The organism is Acidovorax sp. Root217 (assembly GCF_001428645.1).
In the GTDB taxonomy this organism is placed as follows: Bacteria; Pseudomonadota; Gammaproteobacteria; order Burkholderiales; family Burkholderiaceae_C; genus Acidovorax.
This window is the reverse complement of the sequence record NZ_LMIH01000003.1, coordinates 35,891-51,511: the sequence shown is the minus strand read 5'-3', so window position 1 is coordinate 51,511 and position 15,621 is coordinate 35,891. Positions and strand designations below refer to the sequence as shown.

Annotated in this window: 12 protein-coding genes and 1 pseudogene; 10 read left to right on the top strand and 3 right to left on the bottom strand. The window is 68.5% G+C overall.

Features of this window, described 5'->3' with window-relative positions; translation table 11 throughout:
* Positions 1-211 precede the first annotated feature (211 nt).
* From ASE31_RS00915 to ASE31_RS00900, 4 genes are all read left to right on the top strand, one after another.
* Positions 212-3,052, top strand: a complete 2,841-nt coding sequence (locus ASE31_RS00915; protein ID WP_057199667.1) for a nitrate reductase — start codon at positions 212-214, stop codon at positions 3,050-3,052.
* Positions 3,053-3,113: 61 nt separating this feature from the next.
* Positions 3,114-4,049, top strand: coding sequence for a DNA-binding protein YbiB (gene ybiB, locus ASE31_RS00910; protein WP_057199666.1), 936 nt, complete (start codon positions 3,114-3,116; stop codon positions 4,047-4,049).
* On the top strand, positions 4,046-4,873 hold the full coding sequence (gene cobA, locus ASE31_RS00905; protein ID WP_235514202.1) for a uroporphyrinogen-III C-methyltransferase: 828 nt from the start codon (positions 4,046-4,048) through the stop codon (positions 4,871-4,873). The genes ybiB and cobA overlap by 4 nt, the downstream gene beginning before the upstream one ends.
* Before the next feature lie 191 nt (positions 4,874-5,064).
* Positions 5,065-5,757 carry a type IV pili methyl-accepting chemotaxis transducer N-terminal domain-containing protein gene (locus ASE31_RS00900; protein ID WP_057199665.1) on the top strand — a complete coding sequence of 231 codons (693 nt, stop codon included), beginning with the start codon at positions 5,065-5,067 and terminating at the stop codon, positions 5,755-5,757.
* Between the two features lie 17 nt (positions 5,758-5,774).
* Here the strand turns inward: ASE31_RS00900 and ASE31_RS00895 are convergent, their stop codons facing one another.
* On the bottom strand, positions 5,775-6,143 hold the full coding sequence (locus ASE31_RS00895) for a nuclear transport factor 2 family protein (RefSeq protein ID WP_057199664.1): 369 nt from the start codon (positions 6,141-6,143) through the stop codon (positions 5,775-5,777).
* Positions 6,144-6,518: 375 nt separating this feature from the next.
* Positions 6,519-7,022, bottom strand: coding sequence for an acyl-CoA thioesterase (locus ASE31_RS00890; protein ID WP_057199663.1), 504 nt, complete (start codon positions 7,020-7,022; stop codon positions 6,519-6,521).
* 113 nt (positions 7,023-7,135) lie between these two features.
* On the opposite strand from ASE31_RS00890, the gene ASE31_RS00885 reads away from it, so the two are divergent.
* The 6 genes and pseudogenes from ASE31_RS00885 to ASE31_RS00860 all read left to right on the top strand — a co-directional run.
* Positions 7,136-8,269, top strand: a complete 1,134-nt coding sequence (locus ASE31_RS00885; RefSeq protein ID WP_057199662.1) for a sterol desaturase family protein — start codon at positions 7,136-7,138, stop codon at positions 8,267-8,269.
* 207 nt (positions 8,270-8,476) lie between these two features.
* A complete protein-coding gene (locus ASE31_RS00880; protein WP_057199661.1) occupies positions 8,477-10,660 on the top strand; it encodes a TonB-dependent siderophore receptor in 2,184 nt (727 codons plus the stop codon).
* A 225-nt stretch (positions 10,661-10,885) separates the two neighbouring features.
* A complete protein-coding gene (locus tag ASE31_RS00875) occupies positions 10,886-11,398 on the top strand; it encodes a sigma-70 family RNA polymerase sigma factor (protein WP_057199660.1) in 513 nt (170 codons plus the stop codon).
* Positions 11,395-12,420, top strand: a complete 1,026-nt coding sequence (locus ASE31_RS00870; RefSeq protein WP_082603970.1) for a FecR domain-containing protein — start codon at positions 11,395-11,397, stop codon at positions 12,418-12,420. The genes ASE31_RS00875 and ASE31_RS00870 overlap by 4 nt, the downstream gene beginning before the upstream one ends.
* A 107-nt stretch (positions 12,421-12,527) precedes the next feature.
* Entirely contained in the window at positions 12,528-13,094 is a 567-nt protein-coding gene (locus ASE31_RS00865; RefSeq protein WP_057199658.1) for an STN domain-containing protein, read from the top strand.
* A gap of 18 nt (positions 13,095-13,112) precedes the next feature.
* A pseudogene (locus ASE31_RS00860) lies at positions 13,113-14,981 on the top strand (TonB-dependent receptor); the annotation flags it as partial.
* A gap of 110 nt (positions 14,982-15,091) precedes the next feature.
* Here ASE31_RS00860 and ASE31_RS00855 read toward each other — a convergent pair.
* On the bottom strand, positions 15,092-15,571 hold the full coding sequence (locus ASE31_RS00855; RefSeq protein WP_057199656.1) for a DUF4124 domain-containing protein: 480 nt from the start codon (positions 15,569-15,571) through the stop codon (positions 15,092-15,094).
* Positions 15,572-15,621: the final 50 nt, after the last annotated feature.

Below are 15,621 nucleotides of genomic sequence, written 5' to 3'. Positions count from 1 at the left end.
TTCGAAGAACGCAGCGAGTTCTGCGGCACCACCCCAGGACCGAGCATCGCAGGTTGCCCCCGTCGCCCACCGGGCGATGGGGGACGCAGACTGGGGGTCGCCTTTTCTTTGGTGACTTTCTTTTGGCGAAGCAAAAGAAAGTTACTGCGCCGCCGGGCGCACACCCCGGCCCCCGCCCCAACAACAAGCACGCCGCAACCACGACAAGAACATGAAAGAAACCAAATCCACCTGCCCCTACTGCGGCGTAGGCTGCGGCGTGATCATCGAATCCGAAGGCCCGCAGATCACCGGCGTGCGCGGCGACCCCACCCACCCCGCCAACTTCGGCCGCCTGTGCACCAAGGGCTCCACGCTGCACCTCACCGCAGCCAGCCCCGTCACCCTGCAAACCCGCCTGCTCCACCCCCTGCACCGCACACAGCGCGGCCAACAAGCACTGCCCGTCACCTGGGATGCCGCGCTGGACATGGCGAGCCAGAAATTCGCCGACACCATCGAGCAGCACGGCCCCGACGCCGTCGGCTTCTACGTCAGCGGCCAGTTGCTCACCGAGGACTACTACGTCTTCAACAAGCTCGCCAAGGGCCTCATCGGCACCAACAACATCGACACCAACTCGCGCCTGTGCATGAGCAGCGCCGTGGCCGGCTACAAGGCCACGCTGGGGGCCGATGCGCCGCCCGCCTGCTACGAAGACGTGAAGCACGCGCAATGCCTGTTCTTCGTGGGCAGCAACGCGGCCTGGGCGCACCCCATCCTGTTTCGCCGCATCGAGGACGCGCGCGCGGCCAACCCGGGCATGAAGGTCATCGTGGCCGATCCGCGCCGCACCGACACCGCCGGCATGGCCGACCTGTTCCTGCCGATACAGCCGGGCAGCGACGTGATGCTGTTCAACGGCATGCTGCACCTCATGCTGCGCGAAGGCTGGGTGGATGCTGCCTACATCGGCGCGCACACCACGGGCTTCGAGGCGCTCCAGGCGCTGGTGGCCGATTGCACGCCCGAGCGCGTGAGCGCGGTGTGCGGCATTCCCGAGGCCGACCTGGCCACGGCCGCGCAGTGGTTCGCCACCTCCAAGGCCACCCTCAGCCTGTACTGCCAGGGCCTGAACCAGAGCACCAGCGGCACGGCCAAGAACGCCGCGCTGATCAACCTGCACCTGGCCACGGCGCAGATCGGCAAGCCGGGCGCGGGCCCGTTCTCGCTGACCGGGCAGCCCAATGCGATGGGCGGGCGCGAGGTGGGCGGCCTGGCCAACCTGCTGAGCGCGCACCGCGACCTGGCCAACCCCGCGCACCGCGCCGAGGTGGCGGCGATGTGGGGCGTGGCCGATGTGCCTTCGCGCCCCGGCAAGACGGCCGTGGAGATGTTCCAGGCTGCTGCCGACGGAGAGATCCGCGCGCTGTGGATCGCCTGCACCAACCCCGCCCAGAGCATGCCCGACCAGGCCACCGTGCGCCGTGCGCTGGAGCGCGCCGAGTTCGTCGTGGTGCAGGAGGCCTTTGCCACCACCGCCACCGCGCAGTACGCCGACCTGCTGCTGCCCGCCACCACCTGGGGCGAGAAGACTGGCACCGTGACCAACAGCGAACGCCGCATCTCCCGCGTGCGCACTGCGGTACCGGCACCCGGCCAGACGCGCCACGACTGGGCCATTGCGGTGCAGTTTGCGCACCAGCTGGAGGCGCGGTTGCGCCCCGGCGCACCCAGCCTGTTCCCCTACACCACCAGCGACGCCGATGCCGGGGCCGAGGCGGTGTGGAACGAACACCGCGAAACCACGCGCGGCCGCGACCTGGACATCACCGGCCTCTCGTGGCCCCTGCTCGAAGCGCAGGGCCCGCAGCAGTGGCCGCTGCCCGAGGGTGCCATCCACGGCAAGGTGCGCCTGTACGAAGACGGCATCTACCCCACGCCCGATGGCCGTGCGCGCTTTGCAGCCCATGCCTGGCAGCCCGTGGCCGAGCCGCGCGAATCGCGCTACCCCTTCGGCCTGACCACCGGCCGCCTGCGCGACCAGTGGCACGGCATGAGCCGCACCGGCACCCTGGGCCGGCTGTTCGGCCATGTGGCCGAGCCCTCGGTGCAGATGCATCCGGACGACATGGCGCAGCGCAAGCTGCACAGCGGCGACCTGGTGCACGTCACCAGCAAGCGCGGCACCATCGTCGTACCGGTGATGGCCGACGCCAGCATGGGCCTGTCGCAGGCCTTCATGGCCATGCACTGGGGCAGTGAGTACCTCAGCGGCCAGTCATCCTCCGGCGAGCGGTTGTCGGGCGTGAACGCGCTGACCACCTCGGCCTACTGCCCCACCTCCAAGCAGCCCGAGCTCAAGCACGCGGCCGTGAAGATCCTCAAGGCCGAGATGCCATGGACGCTGCTGGCCATGGCCTGGCTGCCAGGCGACAAGGCCCTGGCCGCACGCGAATCGCTGTCGGCCTTGATGGATGCCTTCCCGTTTGCCAGCTGCGTGCCCTTCAGCAACAACACCCCGCTGTCGGAGCCAGGCCGCGAGCGCACCGGCGTGCTGCTGCGCGCCGCAGGCCACGAGGCGCCACCCGACGCCCTGATCGAGCGCATCGAAGCCCTGCTGGGCCTGGCCACCGCAGACACCCTGCGCTATGCCGACAGGAAACGCGGCCAGCGCCGCGCCGCGCGCCTGGCCCGGCGGGACGACGGCAGCAGCACGCTCGAAGCCATCGTGCTGTCCGGCGACACCAGCGCCCAGGGCTGGCTCAAGACCTTGCTGCAGGAAGAACTTCCCGCACAGACCTATGGCCGCCTGCTGCTGGTGCCCAGTGCCAAGGCACCGGTGGCGGTGCAATCGCGCGGCAAGACGGTGTGCACCTGCTTCAATGTCACCGACGTGGCCATCACCGGCGCGCTGGCGCAGTGCCACGGCACCGACGACGACCGCCTGGCGCAGTTGCAGGGCCAACTGCGCTGCGGCACCAACTGCGGCTCGTGCCTGCCCGAGCTCAAGCGCATGGTGCGCGCCACCGGCCCTCTCGCCAAAACAGCCATTGCAATCGCCGCCATATAACCAAAAGTTCGCTGGGTTGCGAGAAAATACCCAGCCCCACTTCAAAGAGCCACCAGCCACCATGGGCATCAGCCAGTACATCAAGGAAATCGGCCGCGGCCCGCGCGGTGCCAAGCCGCTCACGCGCGAACAGGCCACAGACCTGTTCGGCCAGGTGCTGGACGGCACGGTGACCGACCTGGAGATTGGCGCCTTCTGCCTGGCCATGCGCATCAAGGGAGAGACCGCCGAGGAGATGTGCGGCTTCCTGAACGCCACGCACGCCCGCATGGCCCTGCTGCCCGCGAGCGACCGCCCGCTGGTGGTGCTGCCCAGCTACAACGGTGCACGCAAGCTGCCCGTGCTCACCCCGCTGCTGGCCCTGCTGCTGGCACGGGAGGGACTGCCCGTGCTGCTGCACGGCATGCGCACCGAGGCGCGGCGCATCCTGGCGTCCGACGTGCTGGAGGCCCTGGGCACACCGGCGCTCCATGCGCCGCGCAAGGTGGCCGGTGGCGAGGTGGCACACATCCACACCGGCGTGCTGCACCCCGGGCTGGCACGCCTGCTGGCCGTGCGCGAGGCCGTGGGCCTGCGCAACGCCGGGCACAGCGCCGTCAAGCTCATGAGCCCCTGCGCGGGGCCCGCCGTGGTCGTCACCAGCTACACGCACCCCGAATACTTCGAGATGCTGCAGAACACCTTCGGCGCCATGGGCATGAACGCCCTGCTCTCGCGCGGGCTCGAAGGCGAAGTGGCGGCCGACCCGCGCCGCACGCCCCGTTACGACGCCTTCATGGGCGGGGTGCACCATGTCCTGCAAGAACAGGAGCCCGGCACCGCCAGCGAGGTGCCGGGCCTGCCCACCGAGATCGACGTGGCCACCACGGCCGACTACACCCGCCGCGTGCTCGCCGGCGAATTGCCCGTGCCACCCGCGCTCACGCGGCAGGTGGAACATATCTTGCACATCACCGCTCAAACAGCCACACCCGGACTGCCCGAGACACAGCCATGACCCGCCCCACGAATCCCTCCACCTCCTCGACCCCGCACGAGCGCCCGCACCTGGGCACCGGCGGCTCCTGCACCCTGGTGGGTGCCGGCCCCGGCGACCCGGAGCTGCTCACGATCAAGGCGCTCAAGGCCATCCAGGCGGCCACCGTGCTGCTGGTGGACGACCTGGTGAGCGATGCCATCGTGGCCCATGCCTCGCCCACCGCGCGCATCGTGCAAGTGGGCAAGCGCGGCGGCTGCAAGAGCACGCCGCAGGCCTTCATCGAAAAGCTGATGCTCATGGCCGTGAACGAGGGCGAGAACGTGGTGCGCCTGAAGGGCGGCGACCCCTTCATCTTCGGCCGGGGTGGCGAAGAGGTGGAGCACCTGCGCGCCGCCGGCGTGCCGGTCACCGTCATCAACGGCATCACCGCCGGCCTGGCGGGGCTGACCTCGCTGGGTGTGCCGCTCACGCACCGCGAGCATGCCCATGGCGTGGTCTTCGTCACCGGCCATGCCAAGCCCGGCGACGCCGGCACCGACTGGCGCCAGCTGGCCGCCACCGCGCGGGATGCCAGGCTCACCCTGGTGATCTACATGGGCGTGAGTGGTGCGGCCACCATCGAGCAGGAGCTGCTCACCGGCCTGCCCGCCGCCACGCCCGTGGCCATCATCCAGCACGCCAGCCTGCCGCAGCAGCGCCATGCAGTGACCACGCTGGGCGAGATGCATGCCACCATCGCCCGCGAGGGGCTGGCCAGCCCCTCCGTGATCGTGGTGGGCGATGTGGTGCAGGGCATTGCAGCGGCGGCCGTGCCGCACGCCGCCAGCCTGCGCTTCGCCTGAAGCTCGGCGTTCCTGCGCCTGTCGCCCCCCCTGCCTGCGCAGGCCCCGCAGGAGCGTCTGCGCGCCGGCCCGCACAAGCCACTGTGCCTGCGCGCACGCACACGCGCGGGGCGGGCCGGCAGGTGCGCACTGGCCCGGGTATTGCTAGTTGAGCCTCGACAACCCGTTGGCACACCACACAGGATCACACCATGGCAGCCTACCCCCTCCCCGTGCGCAGCAGCCAAGGCCATCTGCCTGCCCCCACCGCCGCCGCCCCGCGCGATGGCGACATGTCACTCGTCAACCTGGCGGCCCGCCAGCGCATGCTGTCGCAGCGCATGGTGCTGCAGACCGTGCTGGCCACGCGCGGCAGCGACCTGCACCTGAAGGCCGCGCGCAGCTCGCTGGCGCTGTTCAGTGAAAGCCACGCCAAACTGGTGGACACACCGCGCCATCTGGACACCGCCGTGGGCGACAGCATCCGCAGCACCTACCAGGGGCCCGCTGGCGTGGGCCCCACCATCGACGCCTTCATCCAGCAGGTGGAGCGCACCCTGGAGCTGGCCGAGCGGCACAGCCCCCGTGTGGAGGATGCGCTGGCCAGCCTGGTGGACATCACCGACGGCGTGCTCGACGCGCTGAACACGGCCACCACCGCCTTCGACCAGCTGGGCAAGGCCAAGTCCGAGACCCTGATGAAGGAGCTGGCGGGCATCGTGGCCTCCATCCAGACCGTGGCACGCGAAGCCAAGGTGGTGAGCTTCAACGCCCAGGTGATGGCCGCCCGCGCGGGCCAGCACGGTCGCGAATTCGCGGTGGTGGCCAACGTGCTCTCGGGCATCACCAACGAGATCGACGGGCTCTCGCTGCAGGCCGTGTCCCTGGCCGGGCGCAACCGCTGAAGGCCTGGAGCAGCTTCTCAGACGTTGGTGAAGCCGCCCTGCGGTGCTGGATGCGGGATCGACCAGCCGAAGTAGACCTCCACCTCCACGATGCGCTCGCCGCGCACGGTGACCACCTCGGTGTTGCGAAAGCGCCCGCCGCCCTGGCGCGTGCCCTCGTAGGTGACGAAGACGGCAGGGCCCTGCTGGACCAGGCGGATGAACTGGAAGCCGCTGATGCTCTCGCTGTTGGGCCAGCAGCGCGCGAAATAGGTGGCGCGGTCGATGCGGTTGTCGAGCGGGCTCGAGAAATGGAAATCCTGGTCGATCAGCGCCTCGATGGCCTCGCGGTCCTTGCGGACGTAGGCCTCATAGCTGGCGCGCACCAGGGCGGTGGCATCGTTCATGGCGGCTTGTCTCCCCATTGGGAACGAGCGCCTGAGCGCTCCAAAGGAACAAGGCTACTCCAGCGAGAGCAAAGGCCTGTTAGCACATGTTCCAGGCGCCAACCCAACACATCCAGACACGGCGCTGTTTGGCATCAGCTGAGCCGAAACTGGCGCGACCAAGGCCAGTGCCCCCGCGCAAGGGCCGCCCCGCCGCGAAGGCGGCCTATCCAGCACTTGCGCTGGGGGCGCCCCCTCCCGGATTGCGAAGCAATCGGTGAGAGGGGCTGAGGGCCGCGGCTCCAAGCCTGCCTGCGCAGGGTGGGACGTGCCCGAAGAGTGACCGCCTCTGGCGGACGCACCGAGGCGCGAAGCGCCTCAGGAGGGTGCCTGCATTCAGGCGGCCAGGGGTGCAGGGACCGGGGCCGAGCGGGCCTGCTCGAAGCGTGCGGCCAGTTCCTTGCGCAGGGTCTTGCGCATCACGGCGGCATCCCAGCGGCGGCGCTCTTCGGCGGTGGAAGGCGACAGCGGGGGCACCGGCACGGGCTTGCGCGCCTCGTCCACCGCCACCATGGTGAAAAAGCAGCTGTTCACATGCCGCACCACCTGCGAGCGGATGTCCTCGGCCACCACCTTGATGCCGATCTCCATCGACGAGGAGCCGGTGTAGTTGACGCTGGCCAGAAAGGTCACGAGCTCGCCCACATGGATGGGCTGCAGGAACATCACCTGGTCCACGCTGAGCGTGACCACGTAGCAGGCCGAGTAGCGGCTGGCGCAGGAGTAGGCCACCTGGTCGAGCAGCTTGAGGACAGCGCCGCCATGGACGTTGCCGGAAAAGTTGGCCATGTCCGGGGACATGAGCACGGTCATGCTCAACTGGTGCGAGGGGATGTTCATGGACTCTGATTTTACGTGCGATGACGGTTACAACACCGTCTTCGGGCGCCCGCTACACTCGCGACACACAGCCACGGGCAACCATCCACGACCTGGGCGCAGAGGGGTAAAACATGCTCGAAATCGACAAACTCAATGAATTCACCGAAAGCCATGGCGCGCTGCGCACCGGGCGCGGGCTCGTGTCAGGGGTCATCGCCCTCACACTGGCGATCCTTTGCTTCCTGGGGGTGCTGGCCTTCCACTTCCCCGAGTACCTGACCACGCCGCAGTTGCGCAAGAGCTACGACGTGAATGTGATCCGTTACATCATGCTGGCGGCCATGGCCGTAGCGGGCGGCATCTCGCTGGTCAACATCCTGTTCAACCGCTCGCGCTGGCTGGCCACGTTCGCCTTCACCACCGTGGCGCTGGCGGCCTTCCTGGGTGGCCACAAGGTGGAGGTGAACCCGAACTTCCCCGACAACACGCCCTACATCGGCCTGGACTGGTTCATCCTCGATCTGCTGGGCAGCTCGCTGATCTTCATCTTCATCGAAAAGCTGTTCGCGCTGCGCAAGGACCAGCCCATCTTCCGCGCCGAGTGGCAGACCGACTTCCACCACTTCATCGTGAACCACATGGTGGTGGGCTTCGTGCTGCTGGCCACCAACCTGGTCGTGCACAAGTTCTTCGGCTGGGCCGCCAGCGACGGCATCCGCGGCTGGGTGCAGGGCCTGAACTTCTGGGTGGCGCTGTTCCTCATCGTGCTGGTGGCCGACCTGGTGCAGTACTGGACGCACCGCGCCTACCATGAGGTGCCCGTGCTGTGGCGCCTGCACGCCGTGCACCACAGCGTCAAAAGCATGGACTGGATGGCCGGCTCGCGCCAGCACATCCTTGAGCTGTTGATCACACGCACGCTGGTGCTGGCCCCGATCTACGTGTTCGGTTTTTCCAAGGAAGTGATCGACGCCTACATCGTCGTGGTTGGCTTCCAGGCCGTGTTCAACCACGCCAACGTGAGCGTGCGCCTGGGGCCGCTGCGCTACGTGCTGGTCACGCCCAACTTCCACCACTGGCACCACAGCCAGGACCAGGAGGCCCTGGACAAGAACTATGCGGCCCACTTCGCCTTCCTCGACCACCTGTTCGGCACCGCCGTGAAGAGCACCAAGCTGTGGCCCGAGCACTACGGCGTGCTGGGCGACTATGTGCCCAACGGCTTCGTGAAGCAGTTCAAGTTTCCATTCACCTGGAAAGGCTGAGCGAGCCGCGCAAACGCCCTCTGGCGTTACAAATGAGGCGCAAACGCAACGCGCTTGCCCTGGAAACCCCGGTTTTCAGCCGCCACAATCAAGAATGATTGTCATTTAAAAGTTACAATTGGAGCCATAAACCAGCCACGCCGTGCGCCCTTTTGTTGTTGCAGCGCTGCCAGCCAGTTGCCTGCTTTCAAACTCGAGGAGTGCTCCATGTCCGTTTTCCACAGGCAGCCTGTCTGCCGCCTGCATCCGTTGGCGCTGGCCACCATCGCCACGGTCCTGGCCGCTGCCGCCCATGCGCAGGACGCCGCCCCTGCGGCCTCCCCCGACCAGGTCACGGCCCCGAAAGCGCTGAACAGCGTCACCGTGTCAGGCTCGCGCGAAAGCGCCTCCACCCGCCTGCAGCTGACCGCGCGTGAAACGCCCCAATCGACCACCACGGTGACCCGCGAGCAGATCGAGCGCCAGTCGCTGACCAGCATCGATTCGGTGCTGCGCAACGTGAACGGTATCGCCGTGAGCTTCTACGACACGCAGCGCCCGCTGTACTACGCGCGCGGTTTCCAGGTTACCGACTTCCAGATCGACGGCCTGCCCTCGTACAGCAGCAGCACCAACCAGGAGTTCGACACCGCGCTGTACGAGCGCATCGAGGTCGTGCGCGGCGCCAACGGCATCCTGACCGGCGTGGGCGTGCCCTCGGCCACGATCAACATGATCCGCAAGCGCCCGCAGCGCGAGTTCGCGGCCTCGGTCGCACTCACAGCGGGCTCGTGGAACCTGTACCGTGGCGAACTCGACATCAACGCCCCGCTGAACAGCGACGGCAGCGTGCGCAGCCGCCTGGTGGTCGCCCCGCAGAAGAAGGACAGCTTCCGCGACCGCTACTCCGAAGACAAGACTGCCCTGCTCGCCGCCATCGAGGCCGACCTGGGCCGCTCGACCGTGGTGGCCCTGGGCTACCAGCGGCAGTCCAACGAACCCAAGGCGCCGATCTGGGGCACCATTCCGCGCTTTGCCATCGACGGCTCGCCCATCGACCTGCCCACGTCCGTGAGCTTCTCGCCGCCCTGGACGCGCTGGGAGCGCACCTCGGGCACGCTGTACGCCACGCTGGAGCACCAGATCAACGATGACTGGAACCTCAAGGCGGCGCTGAACCACACCGAGGGCGATACCTTCAGCCTGCGCACCTACGGCTACGGCAGGACCACCTCGCTGGCACCCTTCATCAACCCCGCCACGGGCGCCGGCACCACGCTGTATGCCGCCGTGGGCGGCGGCAGCGAAAAGCAGGACACGGTGGATGCCTACCTGTCGGGCAAGTTCGAGCTCGGCGGCCGCAAGCACGACCTGATGGTGGGCATGAGCTCCACGCGCATCGCCACGCGCACCGATGGCTACAGCTCGGTGGCCAACTGGAGCTACGTGATCCCCAACATCTACACCTGGGACGGCAGTGCGCCCGCGCCCGCGTACTCCAAGACCGGCGCCTGGCGCACGCAGATCACGCAGCAAACGGGGCTGTTCGCCTCGGCGCGCTGGCGCCTGGCCGACCCGCTGTCGCTGCTCACCGGCGTGCGCCTGACTGACTGGCATCGCCACAGCGACAGCTACGGCACCACCGGCACCTATGCCGGCAAGAGCGCCATCCAGGACGAGAACCGCAAGGTCACCCCCTACATCGGCGCGGTGTACGACATCACGCCCACGCTGTCGGCCTACGCCAGCTACACGCGCATCTTCAACCCGCAGAACTACAAGGACCGCAACAACAACCCGCTCTCGCCCGTGATCGGCAGCAATGCCGAGGCTGGCCTCAAGGCCGAGTTGCTGGATCGCCGCATCCAGGCGCACTTCGCGGTGTTCCAGACCAAGCAGGACAACTACGGCGTGCGCGATGGCGCCATCACCACGCCGCTGCCCGATGGCACGCTGCCCTATGTGGCGGTCAACGGCACCAAGTCGACCGGCTTCGAGCTGGAGTTCGCGGGCATGGCCACCAGGCAATGGCGCGTGAGCGCAGGCCTGACGCGCGCCAGGGTCACGCGCGCCCCCACGGACCTGATCTACGCCAACCTGCCCGACTACCTGCTGCAGCTGGGCACGGACTACCAGCTGTCGGGTGCGCTCGCACCCCTGTCGGTGGGCGGCAACCTGGTGTGGCAAAGCTCGGTTGAAGGCTTCAACATCCCGCACCCCACCGGTACGGTGACGGTCAAGCAGTCGCCCACGGCAGTCCTGGGCCTGCGCGCCTCGTGGCAGTTCAACCCCAAGCTCAGCGCCACCCTGGCCGTCAACAACGTGACGAACAAGAAGTACTGGGCCAACCTGGACTATGGCAACTACAGCGACCCGCGCAACGTCAGCCTGACGATGCGCGCGGCATTTTGATTCGGTACATCCCCCTGAGGCGCTGCGCGCCTTCACCCCTTCTCTCGAATGGCTGCGCCACTCGGGAAGGGGGACACCGCCAGCGCGGCGGGGCGGCCCTTGCGCGGCGGTCCTGGCTTTTAGGCAGCGCGCTCTCAACGGGCCGCGGGAAACTGAGCCATACCGCCGCAAGATGCGGCAGTCCAGACCGACTGCGGCATCCCGTTGCTTGATGGCTGCACTGCGATGAACCCACCTTCCGCCCACCCCGCCGGCCGCTGGTATGCCAGCCACCATGCGTGGCTGGTGGTCTGGCTGCAGCGCAAGATGGGGTGCCCGCACGGTGCCGCCGATCTGGCGCAGGACACCTTCGTGCGCGTGCTCGCCGCGCGGGAGATCGAGCAGGTGGTCGAGCCCCGCGCCTTTCTGACCACGCTGGCCAAGCGGGTGCTGTTCAGCCACTGGCGCCGGCGCGAGCTGGAGCAGGCCTACCTGCAAGCGCTGGCCGAGTCGCCGCAGGCCACGGCACCGTCGCCGGAAGATCTGGCCGTGCTGCACGAGGCGCTGCAGGCCATCGACCAGCGCCTGAACGGCCTGCCTGCCAAGGTCAAACAGGCCTTTTTGCTGCACCGGCTCGATGGGCTGACGCATGTGCAGATCGCCTGCGAGATGGGGATCTCGGTGGCCAGTGTGGAGCGCTACATGAAGCAGGCCTACCTGCACTGCTGCAGGCAGGATACCGGCGTGGGCCAGCCATGAGCAGCGGCCCTTGCGGGTTGGCGCAAGATGCACTGGCCACCGCCGTGGACTGGCAGGTTCGGCTGACCTCCGGCAGCGCCAGCGCAGGCGAGCACGCAGATTTTGCGCGCTGGCTGTCGGCCGATGCGCGCCACCAGGCCGCATGGCAGCGTGTGCAGGGCGTGCTCGCAGAGCCCGTGGGGCAGATCCACCACATCGACCAGCGCCACCCAGGCCAGTTGCCGGCCGTGCGCCGCAGCCTGACCGCAGCGGCAGCGCCGGTCTCGCGCCAGCGCAGGGGCATTGTGGGCGGATCGGCCCTGATGCTGCTCGCCAGCGTGGGCGCCGGGACCCTCGCCCACCGCAGCCAGCCGCTGGGCGGGCTGCTGGCCGACCTGCACACCGGTACAGGCGAGACACGCCACACCCTGCTGCCCGATGGCAGCGGGCTGGACCTGAACGCCCGCAGCGCAGCCGATGTGCACTTTGACCACGGGCGCCGTCTGGTACGGCTACGCGCAGGCGAGTTGCTGGTGCAGGTGGCCCGCGATGCCCTGGCCGATCGGTCATCGGGCCTGCCTGCGCGCCCCTTCGTCGTTCAGACCCGGCATGGCACCGCCCAGGCCATGGGCACCCGCTACCTCGTGCGCCAGGAAGCGGATCGCAGCCTGGTGGTGGTGCTGGAGCACAGCGTGGCCCTGCAGACCGGCGATGGCGCACAGCGCATCCTGCGCGAAGGCCAGGCTGCCTGGATGGATGGCCAGCGCATCGAGATGGCGGAGCAGCCCATGGCACACCAGGCCAGCTGGACCGAAGGCGTGCTGGATGTGCGCGACGAACCGCTGGGCGATGTGGTCGCCGCACTGGGCGCCTGGCGCAAGGGGCTGGTGCGCATCAGCCCGGCGGCCGCCCAGCTCAGGGTCTTCGGCGTTTTCCGCCTGAACGACACCGGGCAGGCGCTGCAGGCCCTGGTGGACACCCAGCCGATCACCGTCACCCGCTACGGCCCGCTGCTGAGCCTGATTGACCTGGCTGCCACCTGAAAAAGCGGCTCACCGACTTTTTTTGTTGTTGCGTGAGGGGTTTGGCGCGGCTCGCTGGACAAGGAGGGAAGCACCCTCTTTCCACCTTCAGCACAGGAATCGATTTCATGCCCAGCCCCTCCTTTAGCCCCCGCCTGCTCGTGGCGGCCTTGACCGCCGCCTTCTGCGGCGCCAGCTTTGCGCAAACCCTTCACGCCCCCGGCGACACGCTGGTGGCCCAGGCCGGTGCCGTACAGAACTGGAACCTGCCTGCCGGCCCCCTGGACGACACCCTGGCCCGCATGGCCCGCCAGGGCGCAAAGATCCTCACCGCCGACCCCGCGTTGCTGCGCGGCAAGACCGCCCCCGCCGTGCGCGGCAGCTTTGCGGTGGAAGAAGCGGTGCAGCGTGCGCTCGCAGGCTCGGGCCTGGCGCTGGTGCGCCTGGGCAACGACACGCTGACCGTGCGCCCTGCGGCCCCCACGCCCACTGCAGCCCCCGCTGCAGCACCAGTCGCCGCCTCTGGCACGGCGGAGCGCAGCCTGGCGGCCGTGACGGTCGAAGGCTCGCGCGACCCGAACCAGCTGTACCAGCCCTTCGCGGGCGGCCAGGTCGCCAAGGGCGCACGCCTGGGGGCCCTGGGCAACACCGCCCTGCTCGATGCGCCCTTCGCCATCAGCGGCTACACCGAGTAGGCCGCGCGCGACGCGCAGGCCCGGCGGCTGATCGACGTGCTGGCCGCGGACCCGGCCGTGCGCACCACCAACTCCGAGAGCAATGCCGTGGACGTTTTCTTCCTGCGCGGCCTGCCCATGCTGAGCCAGGACATCTCGTTCAACGAGACCTTTGCGGTGGTGGACACGCGGCGCATCGCGGTGGAGCAGTTCGAGCGCATCGAAGTGCTCAAGGGCCCGAGCGCGCTGCTCAACGGCATCGGCCCGAACAGCACCACCACGGGCGGCACCATCAACCTCGTGCCCAAGCGCGGCACCGATGTGCCGCTGACCCGACTGACCCTGTCCGCCTCATCCCACGGCCAGACCGGCGCGCACCTGGACGCGGGGCGCCGCTTCGGCACCGACAACCAGTGGGGCGTGCGCGTCAACGCCGCCACGCGCGGCGGCGGCTCCACCGGCGTGCCGAATGAAAAGGTGGGCATCGACCACCTGTCGGCCGCGCTCGATTTCGCAGGCGAGAAGCTGCGCGCCAGCCTGGACGTGGCACAGAACCAGCGCCAGTTCGACGGGTTTGCCCAGTTCCACCGCTTCAACGAAGGCTTTGCCCTGCCCGCGCCGCCCTCGACGGCGCAGGCCATCAGCCAGCCCTGGGACCGCAGCGACACCAAGAGCTCTTCGGTGGTCTCGCGGGTGGAGTACGACATCACGCCCGACTCCACCGTGTTCGGCGTGCTTGGAGGCGTGGACTACGAGGAGTCGAACGTCAACGCCGGCAGCACCCGCATCACCACGGCCAGCGGCAACTTCACCGCCCAGCCCAGCATCTTCCAGACCAACTCGGCCCTGCGTTCGGGCGAACTGGGCTGGCGCATGCGCTTTGCCACCGGCCCGGTCAAGCACCGGGTGGTGGTCGGCTATTCGCGCTTCACGGGGGACGGCTCCAGCCTGAGCCAGACCATGGGCAGCGCGTTCACCAGCAACCTCTACAACCCGGTCTTCATCGCCCAGCCCGCGTTGCCCACCGGCGGCCGCCTGGCGCGCTTTCAGGACACCGCCTCCGACAGCCTGGCCGTGGTGGACTCCATGCACCTGCTGGACGAGCGCCTGCACCTGATCGCCGGCGTGCGCTACCAGAAGCTGGACATCGGTGAATTCGCGGGCGGCGTGGAGCAGCGCCGCTACGAACAGACGGCCACCGCCCCGTCGCTGGCCGCAAGCTACAAGCTGGCACCGACCTTCTCGGTGTATGCCAACTATGCCGAAGGCCTGTCGCAAGGGCCCGTGGCGGGTGGCAGCACCGCCAATGCGGGCAAGGTGTTCCCCCCGTTCAAGGGCAAGCAGATCGAAGCCGGCGTGAAGTACGACGGCGGCTCCTTCGGTGCCAGCGCGTCCCTGTTCCAGATCCGGCAGCCGGTGTCCTTCGTCAACGGGGCGAACTTCCTCGTCGTCGATGGCGAGCAGCGCAACCGCGGCCTGGAGCTGTCGCTCTACGGCGAGGTGGCCAAGAACCTGCGCCTGAACGCCGGCCTGGCGCTGTCCGATGCCGTGCAGTCGAAAACCCTGAACGGCGCCAACGACGGCAAGAAGGCCATCGGCATCCCCGACCACACGCGGGTGGTGCAGGGCGAATGGGACATCGCCGCCCTGCCGGGCCTCACCGCGACCGGCCGCCTCACCAAGGTGTCGAGCCAGGTCGCCAGCGCCAACAACGCGCAGAGCATCCCGGGCTTTGACAGCTACGACCTGGGCCTGCGCTACAGCACCCGCCTTGCCGGGCGTCCCACGGTGTTCCGCCTGACCGTGGAAAACGTGGCGGACTCCTCCCATTGGCTGGCGGTGCGTACCGGTTTCCTGACGCGCAGCACGCCACGTAACGCGCTGTTCTCGGTCAGCACGGAGTTCTGAAGCACCTGCGCGCCCTGGCTTCTTTTTGCACGGCCACGCTTGCAAGCCCGCTTGCGACAGGGGTCCGGACAGGTGCTCCAGGAGCACGCCACGGGCGCCCAGGCGCGGGACTACGGGGCGCCAAGCTCTTCTTCCAGCGTTTTCAGTTGCTTGCGCAGCTCCTCGCTGCGGGCCTCGCACGCGGCTTTGCCCTGGCCGGCTGCTGCCGCCCGCTCCTGCGCGAACTGGGTGCCCGATGCCAGGGTGCTGCGCAGCGGACCCGCGCTGGCCGCGGCCTCCAGGGGTTGCGCTGCACATTCCTTCTGGTTGCGCTCCAGGGCCATGCGTGCCTGGGGAACGCCCTGGTTCTGCAGGTGGTTCTTGCGCTGCCATGTGGGGCCGAACGCCCCCTCCCTGGAGGTGGAGGGCGGGGACGGGATCGGCGTGGCACCCTCCAGGGCGGGGCGCACCTCGATCTTCTCGCCCTGGCCCGGGCAGGATGCGTCCTGGAAGGACACCTTGCCATCGGCATCCGTGCACTTGTTGATGGCCCAGGCCGGGGCCAGAAAGCCCAGCGCCAGGGTGCAGGCGGCGTAGCGGATCATGGTCATGGGGGCAGTCCTTGCGGGATGGATGGCACATGTTAGTCCACTGAAACCGG

Bases quoted from the DNA above. Each gene is read 5' to 3' on its own strand.
- ASE31_RS00855 (WP_057199656.1), bottom strand. From the start codon at position 15,571: ATGACCATGATCCGCTACGCCGCCTGCACCCTGGCGCTGGGCTTTCTG.
- ASE31_RS00870 (WP_082603970.1), top strand. From the start codon at position 11,395: ATGAGCAGCGGCCCTTGCGGGTTGGCGCAAGATGCACTGGCCACCGCC.
- ASE31_RS00880 (WP_057199661.1), top strand. From the start codon at position 8,477: ATGTCCGTTTTCCACAGGCAGCCTGTCTGCCGCCTGCATCCGTTGGCG.
- ASE31_RS00915 (WP_057199667.1), top strand. From the start codon at position 212: ATGAAAGAAACCAAATCCACCTGCCCCTACTGCGGCGTAGGCTGCGGC.
- ASE31_RS00895 (WP_057199664.1), bottom strand. From the start codon at position 6,143: ATGAACGATGCCACCGCCCTGGTGCGCGCCAGCTATGAGGCCTACGTC.
- ASE31_RS00865 (WP_057199658.1), top strand. From the start codon at position 12,528: ATGCCCAGCCCCTCCTTTAGCCCCCGCCTGCTCGTGGCGGCCTTGACC.
- cobA (WP_235514202.1), top strand. From the start codon at position 4,046: ATGACCCGCCCCACGAATCCCTCCACCTCCTCGACCCCGCACGAGCGC.
- ASE31_RS00875 (WP_057199660.1), top strand. From the start codon at position 10,886: ATGAACCCACCTTCCGCCCACCCCGCCGGCCGCTGGTATGCCAGCCAC.
- ybiB (WP_057199666.1), top strand. From the start codon at position 3,114: ATGGGCATCAGCCAGTACATCAAGGAAATCGGCCGCGGCCCGCGCGGT.
- ASE31_RS00890 (WP_057199663.1), bottom strand. From the start codon at position 7,022: ATGAACATCCCCTCGCACCAGTTGAGCATGACCGTGCTCATGTCCCCG.
- ASE31_RS00885 (WP_057199662.1), top strand. From the start codon at position 7,136: ATGCTCGAAATCGACAAACTCAATGAATTCACCGAAAGCCATGGCGCG.
- ASE31_RS00900 (WP_057199665.1), top strand. From the start codon at position 5,065: ATGGCAGCCTACCCCCTCCCCGTGCGCAGCAGCCAAGGCCATCTGCCT.